Genomic DNA, 16,907 nt, shown 5'->3' with positions numbered 1-16,907 from the left:
TTACGGCTCCTATTATAGGGGTCGTTCGCTCTTTTCATTTTCTATCGAGGAGGAATTGACTATGCCAATGCGTTTGCGTACTGAAATGCCAGCACTTTCCGGTATAACAGAATGGGTGAATGGAGAAGTTAACAAGAATGACCTAGCATCAAAACCTGTGCTTGTTCATTTCTGGTCTATTAGTTGTGGAATGTGCAAAGAGAGCCTGCCTGAGATCAATAAAATGCGCGAAGCATATCCAGATTTACAGATTGTTGGGATTCATATGCCTCGCTCTGAAAAGGATACCAATATTGTGGCTGTGAAAGAAACCATAGCCAAGTATGAACTGCAACATGCGCAAGGAATTGATAACGAACACAATGTTGTGGATGCTTTTCAAAACGAATTTGTTCCTGCATTTTATTTATTTGATCGTGAGGGCGTTCTTCGTCATCGTTCAGCAGGAGAAAAAGCACTATCCATGCTAAAAAAACCATTAGAGAGAGTGTTACAGGCGGAGGCGACAACATCATGAATCTACCAGCAGAACTTCGTTATACAGAAGAACATGAGTGGGTAAAAATAGAAGGTAACACTGCTACAATTGGTATTACTGATTTTGCTCAATCAGAACTTGGAGATATTGTATTTGTTGAACTACCCGAAGAAGGTTCTGAGATTCATGCAGGCGATGTATTTGGTAGCGTAGAGTCCGTGAAAACTGTCTCCGAATTGTATGCTCCGATCTCTGGTAAGGTTATTGCTGTTAACGGCGGTTTGGAAGATACACCAGAAGATGTGAACGAAGCAGCATATGAGGCTGGTTGGATGATTAAAGTTGAGATTGCAAATGAAAGTGAGCTAGAGCAACTTCTTTCAGCTGAGCAATATCAACAGAGTGTATCTGAATAAGTGACAGGAGGTTCACCGATGAGTGATTATCGCGTTAATATTACAAGAAAAATTACCGGTAAGTTTGAAGGCGGAAAGTTGATCTTGTACCATAATCATCAACCAATCGGTGAGTTGCCTGTACAAGGTCAGGGCATGACCATGTATGATGGGTTTGAGCTGGATCAATCTCATGTGTATGCGGTTGGTTCCTATGCTTTTGAAGATCAATATGCTCAAAACTGTGACATGGGCTGGTGTTAATAAGGTAAGAAAAAAGAGAAATTTGTCCTAGCTAGAGACCCGGTCTCTAGCTATTTTTTTGTTGTATGAAAAAAACGATAGATTTCCTGCTGAAAATATGAACAAATTGGTTGGTATTTCCAGGAAACTACTACCTTTAATTTTTTTTAAAATGGTAGTACTTGAAGGTTTTATAAACAAAATTTTGTGGTAAAATATTAGTAACAAACAAGTTCTTCAGACCTTTTTTGATCTATTTTGATCATTGAGGGGTAAGGAGGGAATATAACATGATCTACTGTTGTGGAGCTAGCATGATTGGGATGGTTGGATCACTGAAACAAAAATCAGTGAAAGTTCATCAGGTACCGTTGCTATTTTGTCCTGTTTGCCACAATGTCGAGGTTCACCCGGCAGCCAAAGAGCAGTTTGATTTGGTGCTAGAGTATGCTTTAGAAGATCGTGTGAAAGAAACGTCCCTCTACGAACAAGTCGACCCCGAACTCATGGCTACTTGGAAGGAATCCTGTTTTAGCTTCCAGGAGGATGATGTAGAGGCAGTTTTAAGGGAACAAATTGATTTGTCTCTCGATCTTCTTCTCATCTCGAAACCCGACCAGTCTTGGGCCAATGAACTGAAGAACCGCCTCCGTGTACTGAGCAAACGGTTAATCCAGTTGGAGAGACAAAAGGAGAGCAGTTTGTAATAGCTTTTAGCCCCTTGAGGGCTTTTTTTATTTCTGTCAATTAAATTTTATAATAGTATTCTGTCATTTGCTGTATAAAGGAGATATCAAGGAGTATTTTTTATTTTAACATTCAAACTCGTTACGAGGAACTTCTTGAGACGATAGATGATTTTCTTGTCCCGCAAGATCTTACAGATAGACTGTTTTCAATCGTTTGGACGACATGAGATCCTTACGAAAATGAAATAGAGAAATGCCAAAAGCTCCTAATAAAGATGAATATAGGGACCAATAAAGCAAATGAGGTCATGGAGAGGAAACCCCCGTCATCGAAACGGATGTAGGGGCGGAAAAATAAGAAAACAACTCCTCTTTTCGATAGAGTTGTTTTCTTATTTTATAATGACAGTTTTGGTCCCGAATCAACTATTTTTGCGTCTACACTGGCAAACTTTGTAAAGTTCTTTTGGAAACGTTCTGCCAAAGCATTCGCCTGTTTATCATATGCTGCATGATCGCTCCATGTATTACGTGGATTTAATAACTCAGCAGGAACACCAGGGCAACGAGTTGGAATAGAGAATTGAAAAACAGGATCATGAATATATCCAACTTTGTTAAGCTCTCCGTTTAATGCTGCTGTAACCATCGCACGGGTATATTTTAGGTTCATTCGTTTGCCAACACCATATGCTCCGCCAGTCCATCCCGTATTCACAAGATAAACCTGGGTTTGGTGTTCTGCGATTTTTTTGCCTAAAAGATCTGCATACACATGAGCAGGTCTTGGTAAGAATGGTGCTCCAAAACAAGTGGAGAATGTCGCTTCTGGCTCTGTCACGCCGCGCTCTGTACCTGCTAATTTACTGGTATAGCCAGATAAGAAATGATACATTGCTTGTTCTGGAGTTAGTTTGGAAATTGGAGGCAATACACCAAAAGCGTCCGCTGTTAAGAATAAGATAACTTTTGGATGTCCTGCTTCACCAGGAATAACCGCACCGTCGATGAAATCAACTGGATATGCTGCCCGAGTGTTCTCCGTAAGGGTATTATCGCTATAAACAGGAATACGGTTATCATCTAAGACAACATTTTCAAGCACGGTACCAAATCGAATTGCGTTCCAAATCTGAGGTTCTTTTTCAGCTGAGAGACCGATACATTTTGCGTAGCATCCACCTTCAAAGTTGAATACCCCATTTTCAGACCAACCATGTTCATCGTCGCCGATTAAACCACGTTCTGGATCAGCAGAGAGTGTTGTTTTACCAGTCCCAGACAGGCCAAAAAAGAGTGCTACATCTCCTGCTTTTCCGACATTTGCAGAACAATGCATGGGCATGACGTTTTGGTCTGGCAACAAGTAATTCATTACTGTGAAGATAGATTTTTTCATTTCACCAGCATAATGTGTACCTGCGATGATGACCATTCGTTGTTCAAAGTTAACAGCGATCAGTGTTTTGGAACGTGTCCCATCTTCTTCGGGATTGATCTCAAAATGTGGTACACAAATCACAGTAAAGGAAGGAACATGTTCCGCGAGTTCTTCTTCAGTAGGGCGGATAAATAATTGATGAACAAATAAATTATGCCAAGCGTACTCGTTGATAACACGGATTGGTAAGCGATAATCTGGGTCTGCTCCAGCAAATCCGTCAAAAATAAATAATTCTTTTTCCTTTAAGTATGCTTCTAAACGAGCATAAACTTTTGCAAACTTTTCGGGTTCCATGGCTTGGTTAGTAGTGAAGTCCATTTTCTCTGCAACTAGTTCATTGTTTACGGTATATTTGTCCAGTGGTGAACGACCAGTAAACTCACCAGTTACTGCACGAAGTGCACCGTTTTCTGTTAAAACAGCTTCTTTCCTTTTTACGGCCTGTTCTGTTAATTCGGCAACTGAAAGATTTTTGTGCAGCATGCCTTCAAGTGGGATGGTGTTTGCTGATTTCCCAAGAACCTTATCCATCTGCATCCTCATTCCTTTGTTTTTTAAGTAGTTATCATGTCTGAATGCATTCGACCTAGTATAACAAAATTCATGGAGTTGGAAAACAGGGTAAAACGTTGCACAGGACATTATTGAATATTCTAATAATATTATGTCTCGATTCACATGAATATGAAATTTGCAGATAGAATAAGAAAATCGATTGTAGGGAGTCATAAACGCCCATTGACAAGGAATGAAAATAATGATATCTTTTTACGGAACTGATTATCCTTTCGGGAGTGTTATAATGAGTGAGTTAAAGGAAGGGGCCGTCGTTACAGGAGAGGTAATCTCAACGAAACCCTTTGGCGCCTTTGTTAAATTAGAGTCGGGAGAAACAGGCTTGGTCCACATTTCCCAAATCTCTAGTAAATATGTAGAAAAAGTTGAAGATGTTCTCCAAGTAGGACTAAGCGTAAAAGCAAAGGTGCTATCGATTGACCCATCCGGAAAAATATCCCTTTCGATCAAAGCATTGAGTGATGATCGACCAGCCCGCGACAACAAGCGTGGTGGAGGAGACCGCCGCGGTGGATCACGGAGAAATAACAACAATAATCCTACCGATTTTGAAGATATGATGAAAAAGTGGATGAAGAGCAGTGAAGAGCGCTTGAGTGCACTAGCTGCGAAGCAGAAGAAAAACCGATAAGCCTCGGTTTTTTTCTTTTTCATTAAAAAACATCCTTGTTTATTGACAAACACCCCTTAAAAATTGGCTATAAAAAACCAATTTTTAAGGGGTGCATTTTTTATGGCGAAATAAGATGTTGTAAGTTCCGTTCCATCAGGCTCTGCAACCTATGGAAGTTCAAAGATGATAGAGTACTTAGTTCTAGATGAATAAATTATTGCTCCTGTGTAAAGATCTCTGCATTTTGTTCGTTATTTCATATTGGTGTAATCTTCTTGCAAATTAAACTTTTCTATTTATCTGGATTGTAGATTTGATATAATTAGATCAATCTACGATGGTCGTGGATAGAAGGAAAGGAATTAGTAATGCTGCATACGCCGTTCAATTTGTTCAATCCGGCTGACTATACAACATACAGCCAAGAGGGTTTCAGACTGGTTGATCGAGCAACCACAGTGGCTTCTCTCATGAAACTCAAGAAGATGCTTGTAATGCCCGAAAGTATCGATGCTCCTGGGATTGATGCAGGCTCGGGTCCGTACCCTCTTTGGGGCATGATTCTGCTGCGATTCCTTAAGTCTGGGATGGTTTTTGCGGCAGATAAGAGCCAAAGCAATCTGGAGTACCAGATGCATTTCGGTGCAAACGGGGGTCCTCACCTCTATCGGGGCCTAGATCTGCTCGGACAGGAGGTGGAGGCAGACACTCGTGTAATCTGGCGAGAACATGGTGCCCACATCTTGCGAAAAGGTGGAGAGATTTACGGTGACGCAAGTCTCTTCTACAATACGCTCCTGGATGCTCAGCGCCGGATAAAGGCTGTTAAAGGAGATATCTATACCCTCGGGGAGAGATTCCCCAGTCGGTTCGGCATTGGAGCTTCTGGTTTTTGTGCAGAATCGATCACTACATCCAAGGACGAGTGTCTCGATGCGTGGAGGTCGTTTATCAACTCTCTGCGGATCGGTGCTCCGTTTGTGATCACGATTGTCCTTGGATCAACCGGCTACTCTGCAGGAGAGTTCACTTTCTTCCCTGCGGTTAATCTGACCATCGAGGATGTAGTGGAGATGTTCGCTATGCTCCCTGTGGAATGCACAGCGGAGGAAGTTCGCATCAACTTCCGTGAGGGACATGGAGGAACCGCCATCGTCGTTGGACGACGAATTCGATGAATTCAAGGTTCAGTGTTCAGGTGGAGATAAAAAAGAAAATCCTTCTGAACGCAATGTCAACTATAAAGTTGGCATAACAGTCTATTAGCATCAACAATTGAAGGAGTCTGTTGTGGAAAGTTCTAAGCCACTCTCGAACAACCTCCCCCTGTGGGCTAGTTGTTGCAATCCGCTCAGCTACTTGCAAAGCTATTCCTGTCCTAAGGACGACCAGGAAACTCTGGAAATTCTTTTTCAGGAGTTTCCCACAAGGCCAAAGAGCCTTGAGTCCGTTGGAGTTTTCAATCTAGGAGCAAGTTTTCTAGGTCCCATGGCAATGATCGGTTATCTCAAGCCTGATGGCATCATTGATCAGCTTGAAGCCCTTCCCAACGATCGCGCCTACATGACAGATCTCCTAGGCCTTGATGGTCAGGTGTACCGCGGTCGAGACGTTCGGGGAAACGAACAGGACATTTTTACTCCTGAGACATGGATTCCCTATGACACATTTATTGGTCACCAAGGAGGGAAGCATTTTCGCGATTCCTTGGATAGGGCCGTCCTAGCTACCCGCTGCGTTGCAGGCAATCCACTCTGGACACCAGAGTGGCAGTACGAGGCAGTTTTTGGTCTCTACATTGGAGAGGCCATGAGCAAGAACAAGCACATAGGCGAGTGGACTTGGCGTAACATGCTTCGGTATGTTAGAAGCGATGGACGTTTTGCCATCGTGGTTGTGTTGGAATCAGGTCCCTTCGCAACTCCTTATGGAGTGCAAATCCCTATGGGATCGTTCTCTGAGGAAGAGGTAGATGAGGCATTTAAGAATATGTCCTCAGTGAAGAAGCACAAGATGTTCGTGACATCTGGGGAGAACGACATTCGGCCTGGGTATAACCGACTCGCTGTTGTCGTGGGGCAAGTAAAGTAGAAGAGAATGAGATTAGACTGGGAGTCTTCCCTGAGTCTTAGATGACTTGCTACCCCGAAAACTTAGTGGTAGTAGGCACACATACATCCTTCACACTGGACTCTTTGTGGAGTTCAAAGTGTGGAGGATGTAAAATTATAGAGAACAAAAAGCATAAGGTAGATGTGTTTAATAGATGTACGAATGAACAAGCCTATGATTTATTCAGATTTTTTCAACACGAATGCACCATATCGCTAATAATTCTCAATATCATTCATAGAAATAGGAGCTTTAATGCATCCACTAGATGTAACGTATGATCACATTCGCGAGGCGAAAGAGCGGATTCGCGAATTCGTGAATCAGTCGTCTAAGCTGGCGGCGGTTACAGGGGCAAAGAGCATTTGGTTCAAGGAGGAAAACTTCCAGAGAACTGGTGCGTTCAAGATCCGCGGAGTGATGTCTCGGATGCTGTTGATGACACCAGAAGAGCGTCAGAAAGGTGTGGTTACTGCTTCATGCGGGAACCATGGCTTGGCCGTCACTTATGTGGCAAAGTTGCTTGGGATTCCTTCTTGGGTCGTCGTGCCTGCGTATACCATCTCGGAAAAGCGGGTAGGAATTCTTCGTAACGGTGGCGAGCTGCTTGAGCATGGAACTACCTACGACGAAGCAGAGGTTCAAGCCCAAAAGCTGGCTCGTGAAAACGATTGGTATCTTATTCACGAGTCTGAGGATCCGGCGATCATTGCTGGGCATGGTACGATTGGATTGGAGATGCTAGAGGGAGAAGAAAATCTCAGCATTGACATCTTGATCGTCCCTGCTGGTGGAGGTGCTCTGCTCAGTGGGCTGTCCATCGCGGCTAAATCGATCAAAAAGGATATTCGGATTATCGGCGTTCAGTCAGTGGCGTCGCCGCCTTGGTACTACTCCTTGCATGCAGGTGAGATCGTCTCAGTTACCTATGAGGAGTCTTTTGGCGGAAGGACTCAGCGGCGGTATCGGCCCAAGATGTTTCGATATCGTGAGTTCGTCGAAGAGCCCCATATTTCAATGGCGATGGCATGGCTTTACGAGGAGCATAACCTGAATATCGAAGGGTCGGCAGCTGTCGGCGTTGCCGCACTACTCGCTGGATGCATTGATGTGAAAGAAAAGAACGTCGCTACGATCCTCTCTGGACGTAATGTTGATGCAGTTAAATTCGAAGAAATCATTACTAAATTTGGAAAATTGATGTGAATTTCGCCCTGCCTTTAAAGGGTGAACAAGTGACTGGATGGTAAAACAGATAAATAATAGCCAGAAGGTCACAAATATGTCCCCCATGTAATGGAGATTGTATTCGATTACTTGGAGGATGAGTATTGTTTAGCATTTCTAAATAAATCTTGAAGAAAATGTAAATAAGAGTACTTGCGATTTATGTTCCCTCACTTCCTCCTAGCGTTCTTTTTCGATTGTCTGCATATAAGCATATTTCCTTACGTTATACATAAATATCGACTTCATGCCAGCATGTTGATTCCACAAGTGAGAAAGGAAACATTCTTACGTATCACAGAATGAATATTCTATGGGACATCAACATTATTTTTGCGATGTGTAAATACACCTCTAATTTGAAGGTTTCAACAGAAAACTCAACTTTCATCACTGGAAATTGTCATAAGAGTCGCTATTATTTCCACTATGATTGGATGATTCGTTACTTCTTCTTTGTTGGATCAGAAAGGTACACAAACTGTTTGTGCTACTTAACAGTAACTAACATGATTGAGGTTAATATTTCCCAAATACAACAAGATCTAATTATTTTCCTAAATAAATTAATGATAGATAATATTCCTATTATTTCTATTTTGTAATATACTCGAATCATAGATATCGATCTCTACCGTAAGGAATCACATGAATCACTATGTGCGGAATCTGATTAGACTCGCACGTCCAACCATTTTCGACAACTTTCTGCAGGTTGGATGCTTGTTCATCAATGCCATCTTTGTGGCCACCCTAGGTTTGGATAAAGTAAGCGCAGTAGGACTAGCGTTTACTGTCCTTCTCGTTGTGTATGTATTTCGGTATGGCATCTCTAGTATGACAACTGCGTTGGTGTCTGAAACGTTGCCGCTGAAAGCGGGTTCTAAAAAGAAAGAAAAGTCGCTTCTACATGTATGGAGGCGATCAAAAAGGAAAAACACAACAGTTAAGGGCAACAGGGAATATAAGCATCTAATTTCTTTGCGGACAAAAGTACAATCGCGTAGAGAGTACCGACAGGTGGTAACGGTCCAAGCGATTTACCTGTCTGTTGCTCTGAGTCTAGTGTTTGGTTTTCTCTGTATCGGCTTTGCTCCAGAGCTTCTCCGACTTTATGGAGCAGATGAACAAATCGTTAGCATTGGTGCAGATTACTTGCGTATCGTCGGAGGTGCATCAATCCTTTCGTTTCTGATGGCCACGTTAGGAAGTGCACTCCTTGGGATCAAAGACAGCAAATCATCGCTTCATGCAGGTATCTGTATGAATGTCTGTCAGCTGGGTCTCAATACAGTGTTGTTCTTCGTCCATTTTGGACTTGTAGAAGTAGCTTGTGCAACTGTCTTTTCTCAGATGGTAGGCATGTGCTATCTCATCCCAATTGTTCGACGAAAAATTTTCCTCGGGACTCAGCAGTCATGGAAGCTGGATGGGTTGATCTTGAAAAGGTTGACGATCCAGTCTTCTTCCATCATTGCAGGTGGGTTGTCCAACGAGGCAGCGATGTTCTATTATTTTCGAGTCTTCCTTCCCTTTGGACCTGATATTTACGCAGGTTCACGAATTGTCGTTCAGATCAAGAACTTCATCATGCCACCTATGGTGACGGGTTTGGCTAGTGCGACAATTGCACTGGTGGGTGAGCAATATGGAAAGAGGGACTATCGGGCAGTGATGCGTTACTGTACCTGGGGAATTGGTCTGGTCACTTTCTTGTCCGTGGTGATCTGGCTCTTTCAATTCTTCTGTGGAGAGTGGATGGTTCGCTTCTTCACTGATGACCCAGAGGTTCTTCAACATGCAGGCTTTATGTTGTCGATGATGGTGATCGGTGAAACTTTCTGGGCAATCGCATTCGTTGTAACTGGTGTGTTCAAAGGTGTCTCCTATACAAAACCTGTTTTCATCGCGGTGTCGACAAGTTCGGTTCTGCTAGTATCTGGAATTTGGCTGACCTCCAAATATAACTGGGGATGGCAGGCGTTGTACTATGCAGAATCTGCTCAGTATCTATGCCAAGCGATGATCTTGGTGATCTGGTTCTACTCGCGCAAATGGATCAAGCGTCGCCAGTTGAGTAAGTAAGATTAACTGACGACAAAACGCCCCGCTTTCTATGAGAAAGTGGGGCGAGTCATAAAAGTAAGGTGATTGCCTCTGAAGATCTGTACTCATGCTGTTTTATTGATTTCTTTTTGGTTTCTTGCTTTTGCATATTTCCCTTGCCAGGATCCTCGTCTTGCCATTTCCCTATCAATCGCATTTAAAACTTCCCATTTCTTTGTACTCCACATAGGTCCCATCATGATCTCAGGTGGTCCATCTCCTGTGATGCGGTGGATGATAACATCAGGTGGCAGCATTTCAAGCGAGTCACATACAAGGTTTACATAGGTATTTTTATCTAGAAATTTTAATAGTCCAGCTTCATATTGTTTGACCATTGGGGTATTTCTTAAAAGATGCAATAGATGAATCTTAATACCTTGAATATCCATATTGGCACATGCTTGGACAGTTTCCAGCATCTCATCAGGTTTTTCGCCGGGTAATCCATGGATAATATGGGCACATGTACGTATACCATGTTTCCGTAGTTTAGCAACTCCATCTATAAAACACTGGGAATCATGTCCACGATTAATCAAGTCTGAAGTATGCTCATGGATCGTTTGAAGTCCTAGTTCCACCCAAAGATAAGTACGCTCATTCAGTTCTGCAAGATATTCGACCACATCATCCGGGAGACAATCTGGTCGGGTTGCGATAGATAAGCCAATCACATCTTCTTGCTCTAAGATAGCTTCGTATTTGTCGCGTAGTTCTTCCACAGGAGCATATGTGTTACTAAATGCTTGAAAATAGCCAAGATATTTTGCGTGTGGCCATTTTTCTTGCATCATTTTTTTACCAGAAGCAAACTGTTTTACTAAATCATCACGTCGATAACCCGCGAAATCACCAGAACCTCTGGCGCTGCAAAAGGTACATCCGCCAACTGCTACCTCACCGTTGCGGTTTGGACAGGTGAATCCTCCATCAAGTGGTATTTTACATATTTTTTGACCATGTACTTTCCTCAGATGATGATTCCATGTATGGTACCGTTTATCCCCCCATAGTAGTGAGGTTTTCTGATTATTTAAAATCACGATTATCATCCTTTTATCTGTTAAAATAGAGAATGTATACAAATTACAGGAGGCTTTTCATGTGTTTTTATATATGGTTGGACTTTACAAATCAAGGTTTCTTATCAAATAGTACTATTTTAACACATCTCTTAAAGATTCGAAATTTGATTGGTAAATATAACCGAAATGAGTGGCAGTTTCAGATACGATGAGTAACCTGATCCTTGTCATTCAGATGGAGGAAAGGAATTGAAATTCAACTTTTCTTGCTATTAAAACATGACATCATATGAAAATACTATCTTTTTATGTATTGTTTCTTTGCGCCGAAAGCAGTAGAGTTAGAGAGGGTATTATTTTACGTTTTAACTGTTTTTCAGGTAATTCTACTATTTGGATGTATAATTGGTATAGTAGCTGTTTATTAGGCGCATGCTACAAATAAACTATCATTTCTTATGGATATATCCATTGGTATATTCATTCCTTTTCCTGTGCCTTTGAAGATGACATAGGGTTACGGTATGATAGACATGAGTGAGAACAGTAGTTATGTCTGAAATACATAGAAACATTCATTTTACAGTTCAACTACTCCAAAACTGCTCCAAATAGTTGCTTGAATCATACTTATTTGTCGATATTTTTTTCGAGGTGATCTTTCATGGCTAGAACCAAACAGAAAGCCCAGAGTCTACTGGAATCGGAAATCAAAGTAGCTCCTATTACTACTTTTTCCGTGCTTTCACCTGAAGGTAAAGTTGTCAATGAAGATGAAGTCCCTAATCTCAGTGACGAACAGTTACAAGAGTTGATGAAACGCATGGTCTTTACGCGTGTTTGGGATCAACGAGCTACAGGACTAGCACGTCAAGGTCGCTTAGGATTTTATGCGCCTGTTGCAGGGCAAGAAGGAACCATGATCGGTAGTCAATATGCATTAGACAAAGAAGATTTTATCTTGCCTGGTTACCGTGATATTCCACAATTGCATTTTCATGGTTATCCCATGTATCAGGCATTCCTATGGTCTCGTGGACACCAGCATGGTGGACAAATACCAGAAGGTGTTAATGTACTATTGCCCCAAATTATTATTGGAGCCCAGTATGTACAAGCCTCTGGTGTAGCGATGGCATTAAAGAAACGGAACACGAAGAACATCGTAATCACCTATACCGGCGATGGTGGTAGTTCACAGGGTGATTTCTATGAAGCAATGAACTTCGCAGGTGTGTATAAGTTACCTGTTGTCTTTGTTGTTCAAAACAATCGTTATGCCATTTCTACTCCTGTTACTAAGCAAACTGCAGCCAGCTCTCTTGCGCAAAAAGGACTTGCTGCTGGTATTCCTTCCATTCAAGTAGATGGTATGGATGTCTTGGCTGTATACCAAGCAGTTTCCAAAGCAAAAGAGAGAGCGGCTGCTGGTGAAGGACCAACACTAATCGAAGCATTAAACTATCGAATTGGGCCTCACTCCATGTCTGGGGATGATCCAACAAGATACCGTACCAAAGAAGAACCAACCGAGTGGGAACAAAAAGAACCACTAACTCGTTTCCGCAAATATTTGGAAGGCAAAAAACTTTGGACAGAAGAGATGGAAACTGGGGTCATCGAAGAAGCCAAGAAAACGGTGGCAGATGAAATTAAAAAAGCAGATCAATATCCAAAAATGAAGATGGTTGATCTGATTGATAGTATGTATGAAACGACTCCTCCCCATCTGGAAGAACAAAAAGCGGAGTATGCGGACTAGGAGGATATAAACATGGCACAATTAACAATGGTAAAAGCGATAAATGATGCATTGCGTGTAGAGTTATCCCAAGATGAAAATACACTTATTTTCGGAGAAGATGTTGGGGTGAACGGTGGTGTTTTCCGAGTAACGGAAAACTTACAGAAAGAATTTGGTGAAGATCGAGTATTTGATACACCACTTGCTGAATCAGGTATTGGTGGTCTTGCCGTAGGATTGGGTTCACAAGGATTTCGCCCAATCGCAGAGATTCAATTTATCGGTTTTATATTCGAAGCGATGGACTCTATTTTGGTTCAAGCACCACGTTTGCGTTATCGTTCTGGTGGTCGTTATAACTGTCCTGTTACGTTTCGTGCACCGTTTGGTGCTGGCGTAAAATCTCCAGAATTACATAGTGATAGTTTAGAAGGACTTATTACACAAACTCCTGGTATTAAAGTAGTTTGTCCTTCCAATCCTTATGATGCAAAAGGACTGCTTATCTCAGCTATCCGCGATAATGATCCAGTATTTTTTATGGAGCATTTGAAGCTGTACTTCTCCATCAAAGGAGAGGTTCCAGATGGTGAATATACCGTACCGATCGGCAAAGCAAACGTTGTTAAAGAAGGTAAAGATGTCAGTATCTTTACTTATGGTGCGATGGTTCACACTTCCCTTAAGGCTGCTGAAGCTGCTGAAAAAGAAGGGATAAGTGTAGAAGTTATTGATCTGCGCACACTGAGTCCTCTTGATATGGATACTGTTGTTGCATCCATTGAAAAGACAAATCGTGCTATCGTAGTCCAAGAAGCACCGAAACAAGCTGGAATTGCTGGTGAATTGATCGCTCAAATCAATGAGAAAGCTATTTTCCATTTAGAAGCTCCAGTTCTTCGTGTAACCGGTCCAAGTACTGTTCTTGGTTTCCCTCTGATTGAAGAAGAATGGGTGCCAAGCCCTGACCGTGTGAAAAAAGCAATACAAAAAGTGATGTCTTACTAGGGTAAGGCGGTGGAAAACCACCGTCTCTTAGAGCTTTTAGACTGATTGGAGGACTTACATATGGCAGCATATCAATTTAAACTGCCTGATGTGGGTGAAGGTATCCACGAGGGTGAAATTGTTAAGCTATTTGTAAAAGCAGGAGATAAAGTTGAAGAGTTTGAGCCCTTTGCGGAAATTCAAACAGATAAAGCAGTCGTAGAAATCCCTTCTCCTGTAACTGGTACAGTAAAAGAAGTCAAAGTAGCAGAAGGTGAAATTGCAATCGTTCATTCTGTTATTGCTGTAATTGATGCCGAAGGAGAAGTGAATGATCAAGAAGAAGATCAAGCAGCTTCGGAAGAACCAGCAAAAGTAGAAGAGCCCGTTAAAGAAGAAAAACCTGCAGCAAAGGAAGAAAGTAAGCCAGCTGCTGACAAAAAACAAAAAGTACTAGCTATGCCTTCTACTCGCAAGTTGGCTCGTGAACTTGGTGTCGATATTCATCAAGTAACTGCTACAGGTGAAAATGGTAGGATCACAGCAGAAGATGTCCGCAAGTTCGCAGAAGGTGGAGACACGAAATCAGCAGAAGCAGATGAAGTGAAATTATTGACTGAAAAAACATCACCTGCAAGTACTGCACCTGCACCAGTAGAAACAGGTACAGAAGAGCGTCTTCCATTGCGGGGAATCCGTCGGACCATTGCAAAACGCATGGTAGAAAGTAAACATACATCAGCACATGTAACCATTATGGATGAAGCTGATGCTACCGAATTAGTAGCCATCCGCAAGTGGGCAAAACCAGTTGCCCAAGAACGAAATACAAAACTAACCTATTTGCCATTCATTACGAAAGCTGTTATTGCTGCGCTTCGTCAATTCCCAACATTAAATGCTTCGATTGACGATGAAAAGCAAGAAATTGTGATAAAAAATTACTATCATATTGGAATGGCTACTGCAATCGATAATGGGTTGATCGTTCCTGTACTGCGTGATGCAGATCGCAAATCGATTTTTGATCTAGCTGACGAGATTGCGGATAAAGCTTCACGAGGACGCGAAATGAAATTAGAAGCGTCAGAGTTAAAAGGCGGCACATTTACGATTTCGAATATTGGTGGGTATGGTTCACAATACTTCACCCCTATTATTAATCAGCCTGAGGTGGCCATCCTTGGTGTAGGTACGATTAAAGAAAAACCAGTTGTGTATGAAGGTGAAATTGTCGCTCGTCCACAATTGTACTTGTCCCTTACAGTTGATCATCGCTTAGTCGATGGAGATGTGGCTGCTCGTTTCCTCAGCCAAGTAAAACGCCTCATTGAGAGCCCCAACCTATTGATGATGGAGATGAGATAAATGGTAGTTGGAGATTTAGCACAAGAAGTTGATGTACTCGTTATTGGAGCTGGACCAGGAGGATATGTTGCTGCTGCACGTGCAGCGCAGCTAGGCCGTAGTGTCACGATTGTAGATAAAGATGAGCTTGGTGGAGTTTGTCTCAATCGCGGTTGTATCCCTAGTAAGGCAATCATCACTGCAGCAGAACGCTTCACCCAAATGAAAGAAGCAGAAGAGATTGGTTTGGAAGTCACAGGTGAAGTTGCAGTAAACATGAAGAAACTGATGGATTGGAAAAATGGTGTGGTAAAAAAACTCACTGGCGGCGTTGGTCAATTGATGAAAGGCAACAAAGTAGAGGTGGTTACTGGCGATGTCTTCTTCAATGCAAAAGATGCTGTGCGAGTAGTAAGTGAAACATCCAGCCAAACGTATAAGTTCCAAGATATCATTATTGCTACTGGTTCTCGTCCATTTGAATTAAAAATCTTACCTTTTGACGGAAAGCGTATCCTATCTTCTACCGAAGCATTAAATCTGCAAGAAGTTCCAGAAAGATTGGTAGTAGTAGGTGGAGGCTATATTGGTCTAGAGCTAGGTACTGCTTATGCAAAACTAGGTTCTAAAGTTACCATCTTAGAAGGTACAAAGTCCTTACTACCTGGCACAGATGACAAACTTACCCGAATCGTTTCCCGGAAGTTGAAAAAACTCGGTGTGGAAGTCATCACCGAAGCCATGGTTCAAGGTGGGGAAAACAAAGGCGAAGAAGTTGTCGTTAAAGCTTCTATCGGTGGAGAAGAAAAAGAGTTTACTGCAGATTACTGCCTTGTTGCTGTGGGACGTAAACCAAATACCGATGACATCGGCTTAGAAAATATCGGTGTAGAATTAGACGAACGTGGATTTATTAAAATAGATGATCAGTGCCGCACAAGCGTAGAGCATATTTATGCGATCGGTGACTGCGCAGGTGGAGCATTACTTGCCCATAAAGCTAGTTACGAAGGAAAAGTAGCAGCAGAAGTGATCGCAGGACAAAAAAGCGCTATCGATTATCAAGCGATGCCTTTTGTCATCTTCAGTGACCCAGAGATTGCTTACACAGGGCTCACCGAGGCACAAGCAAAAGAAGAAGGATATAACCCAGTGACTACCCGCTATTCCTTTGCAGCAAATGGACGTGCGCTATCCATGAATCAATCTGAGGGATTTGCTCAAGTCGTAGCGGATAAAGACAGCGGACTTCTTCTAGGTGTACAAATTGTAGGACCTGAGGCATCCTCTTTGATCGCTGAGGCAGCTTTTGCTATTGAAATGGGTGCGCTTGCCGAAGACTTGAGCCTCACCATCCATGCACATCCAACACTACCTGAGGTTATTATGGAAGCCGCAGATTCTTTGGTTTTGCGGTTGAATAAATAAAGATTAATGATATACAGCATTGTCATGGCAGTCTCCTTTGTGAGACATGCTTCATGATGATGCTTTTTTCTTTTACTTTAAAAGACTGTGGGTGTGTGGACTAAAAACAGTGACAATAATTAGTGAGAAGGCTTTGGAAGGAAAAACAAAAGAGTAATCAATTAACGGTGGGTATACACAGCTTATACCCGAGATACAGTAAGAGGTATTTCACCTGAATATATTCAAGAGTGTTATCGTTTCGCTAAAAAACCAGATGCTACGTTTTATGTAGAAGTTCCATGTGAGGTTGCACTTCAACGTCACTATCTAACTAAGCCGTATTTTGGTTACAATTCTGGAATAGATATATGGCCAGATTTAACAAACGAAGAAGCTTTTAAACGTTACCACCAACAATTAACTAAGTTCTACTCCTCGTTAATGGAAAAAGAAAAATTCGTCAAATTGAACGGTTTAAATTATACGCATCTTGTCTTACGTCAAATTT

At 42.1% G+C, this 16,907-nt stretch carries 15 protein-coding genes; 13 read left to right on the top strand and 2 right to left on the bottom strand.

The genetic code is table 11. From position 1 onward, the window contains the following. Positions 1–67: 67 nt before the first annotated feature. The 4 genes from GSM42_RS09420 (at position 68) to GSM42_RS09405 (ending at position 1,823) form a co-directional block, all read left to right on the top strand. Positions 68–517 (top strand): TlpA family protein disulfide reductase, encoded by a 450-nt coding sequence (locus tag GSM42_RS09420; RefSeq protein ID WP_160801391.1) that lies wholly within the window; start codon positions 68–70, stop codon positions 515–517. After that, positions 514–894: a glycine cleavage system protein GcvH gene (gene gcvH, locus GSM42_RS09415; protein WP_160801286.1), complete on the top strand. Its 381-nt coding sequence runs from the start codon at positions 514–516 to the stop codon at positions 892–894. The genes GSM42_RS09420 and gcvH overlap by 4 nt, the downstream gene beginning before the upstream one ends. A gap of 18 nt (positions 895–912) precedes the next feature. Continuing rightward, the gene (locus GSM42_RS09410; RefSeq protein WP_160801285.1) at positions 913–1,137 is read left to right on the top strand and encodes a DUF2553 family protein; all 225 of its coding nucleotides are present in this window, start codon (positions 913–915) and stop codon (positions 1,135–1,137) included. A 269-nt stretch (positions 1,138–1,406) separates the two neighbouring features. Further along, positions 1,407–1,823, top strand: coding sequence for a hypothetical protein (locus GSM42_RS09405; RefSeq protein WP_028777849.1), 417 nt, complete (start codon positions 1,407–1,409; stop codon positions 1,821–1,823). Between the two features lie 379 nt (positions 1,824–2,202). On the opposite strand, the gene pckA is transcribed toward GSM42_RS09405, so the two are convergent. Next, on the bottom strand, positions 2,203–3,780 hold the full coding sequence (gene pckA, locus GSM42_RS09400; protein WP_237446539.1) for a phosphoenolpyruvate carboxykinase (ATP): 1,578 nt from the start codon (positions 3,778–3,780) through the stop codon (positions 2,203–2,205). Positions 3,781–4,051: 271 nt separating this feature from the next. Here pckA and GSM42_RS09395 point away from each other — a divergent pair, with 271 nt between their 5' ends. From GSM42_RS09395 to GSM42_RS09375, 5 genes are all read left to right on the top strand, one after another. Next, on the top strand, positions 4,052–4,456 hold the full coding sequence (locus GSM42_RS09395; protein WP_160801283.1) for a S1 RNA-binding domain-containing protein: 405 nt from the start codon (positions 4,052–4,054) through the stop codon (positions 4,454–4,456). Between the two features lie 350 nt (positions 4,457–4,806). After that, positions 4,807–5,616, top strand: coding sequence for a hypothetical protein (locus GSM42_RS09390; RefSeq protein ID WP_237446538.1), 810 nt, complete (start codon positions 4,807–4,809; stop codon positions 5,614–5,616). Between the two features lie 112 nt (positions 5,617–5,728). Further along, a complete protein-coding gene (locus GSM42_RS09385; protein ID WP_160801281.1) occupies positions 5,729–6,529 on the top strand; it encodes a hypothetical protein in 801 nt (266 codons plus the stop codon). Positions 6,530–6,805: 276 nt separating this feature from the next. After that, positions 6,806–7,756, top strand: coding sequence for a threonine ammonia-lyase (locus tag GSM42_RS09380; RefSeq protein ID WP_160801280.1), 951 nt, complete (start codon positions 6,806–6,808; stop codon positions 7,754–7,756). A 669-nt stretch (positions 7,757–8,425) separates the two neighbouring features. After that, positions 8,426–9,862 (top strand): MATE family efflux transporter, encoded by a 1,437-nt coding sequence (locus GSM42_RS09375; protein WP_160801279.1) that lies wholly within the window; start codon positions 8,426–8,428, stop codon positions 9,860–9,862. 86 nt (positions 9,863–9,948) lie between these two features. Here GSM42_RS09375 and mnmL read toward each other — a convergent pair whose 3' ends face one another. Then, positions 9,949–10,929 (bottom strand): tRNA modification radical SAM protein MnmL/YtqA, encoded by a 981-nt coding sequence (mnmL, locus tag GSM42_RS09370; protein ID WP_338055280.1) that lies wholly within the window; start codon positions 10,927–10,929, stop codon positions 9,949–9,951. A gap of 646 nt (positions 10,930–11,575) precedes the next feature. Here mnmL and pdhA point away from each other — a divergent pair. From pdhA to lpdA, 4 genes are read left to right on the top strand one after another with little or no spacing between them, the layout of a single operon-like run. Then, entirely contained in the window at positions 11,576–12,673 is a 1,098-nt protein-coding gene (gene pdhA, locus GSM42_RS09365) for a pyruvate dehydrogenase (acetyl-transferring) E1 component subunit alpha (protein WP_160801277.1), read from the top strand. A 12-nt stretch (positions 12,674–12,685) separates the two neighbouring features. Beyond that, the gene (locus GSM42_RS09360; RefSeq protein WP_160801276.1) at positions 12,686–13,663 is read left to right on the top strand and encodes an alpha-ketoacid dehydrogenase subunit beta; all 978 of its coding nucleotides are present in this window, start codon (positions 12,686–12,688) and stop codon (positions 13,661–13,663) included. 60 nt (positions 13,664–13,723) lie between these two features. Next, the gene (locus GSM42_RS09355; protein ID WP_160801275.1) at positions 13,724–15,010 is read left to right on the top strand and encodes a dihydrolipoamide acetyltransferase family protein; all 1,287 of its coding nucleotides are present in this window, start codon (positions 13,724–13,726) and stop codon (positions 15,008–15,010) included. Beyond that, positions 15,011–16,417, top strand: coding sequence for a dihydrolipoyl dehydrogenase (gene lpdA / locus GSM42_RS09350; RefSeq protein WP_160801274.1), 1,407 nt, complete (start codon positions 15,011–15,013; stop codon positions 16,415–16,417). Positions 16,418–16,907 lie beyond the last annotated feature (490 nt).

Origin of the sequence: Shimazuella alba (assembly GCF_009831235.1) — a bacterium.
Classification (GTDB): domain Bacteria; phylum Bacillota; class Bacilli; order Thermoactinomycetales; family Thermoactinomycetaceae; genus Shimazuella; species Shimazuella alba.
Note: the sequence above shows the minus strand (reverse complement) of the source record. Positions and strands in the feature narration are given on the sequence as shown.

What these genes read in the sequence shown, in the direction of transcription:
- pckA (WP_237446539.1), bottom strand. Translation starts at nt 3,780, where the DNA reads ATGGATAAGGTTCTTGGGAAATCAGCAAACACCATCCCACTTGAAGGC.
- GSM42_RS09355 (WP_160801275.1), top strand. Translation starts at nt 13,724, where the DNA reads ATGGCAGCATATCAATTTAAACTGCCTGATGTGGGTGAAGGTATCCAC.
- pdhA (WP_160801277.1), top strand. Translation starts at nt 11,576, where the DNA reads ATGGCTAGAACCAAACAGAAAGCCCAGAGTCTACTGGAATCGGAAATC.
- GSM42_RS09375 (WP_160801279.1), top strand. Translation starts at nt 8,426, where the DNA reads ATGAATCACTATGTGCGGAATCTGATTAGACTCGCACGTCCAACCATT.
- gcvH (WP_160801286.1), top strand. Translation starts at nt 514, where the DNA reads ATGAATCTACCAGCAGAACTTCGTTATACAGAAGAACATGAGTGGGTA.
- GSM42_RS09360 (WP_160801276.1), top strand. Translation starts at nt 12,686, where the DNA reads ATGGCACAATTAACAATGGTAAAAGCGATAAATGATGCATTGCGTGTA.
- GSM42_RS09395 (WP_160801283.1), top strand. Translation starts at nt 4,052, where the DNA reads ATGAGTGAGTTAAAGGAAGGGGCCGTCGTTACAGGAGAGGTAATCTCA.
- GSM42_RS09380 (WP_160801280.1), top strand. Translation starts at nt 6,806, where the DNA reads ATGCATCCACTAGATGTAACGTATGATCACATTCGCGAGGCGAAAGAG.
- GSM42_RS09405 (WP_028777849.1), top strand. Translation starts at nt 1,407, where the DNA reads ATGATCTACTGTTGTGGAGCTAGCATGATTGGGATGGTTGGATCACTG.
- GSM42_RS09420 (WP_160801391.1), top strand. Translation starts at nt 68, where the DNA reads ATGCGTTTGCGTACTGAAATGCCAGCACTTTCCGGTATAACAGAATGG.
- GSM42_RS09390 (WP_237446538.1), top strand. Translation starts at nt 4,807, where the DNA reads ATGCTGCATACGCCGTTCAATTTGTTCAATCCGGCTGACTATACAACA.
- GSM42_RS09410 (WP_160801285.1), top strand. Translation starts at nt 913, where the DNA reads ATGAGTGATTATCGCGTTAATATTACAAGAAAAATTACCGGTAAGTTT.
- lpdA (WP_160801274.1), top strand. Translation starts at nt 15,011, where the DNA reads ATGGTAGTTGGAGATTTAGCACAAGAAGTTGATGTACTCGTTATTGGA.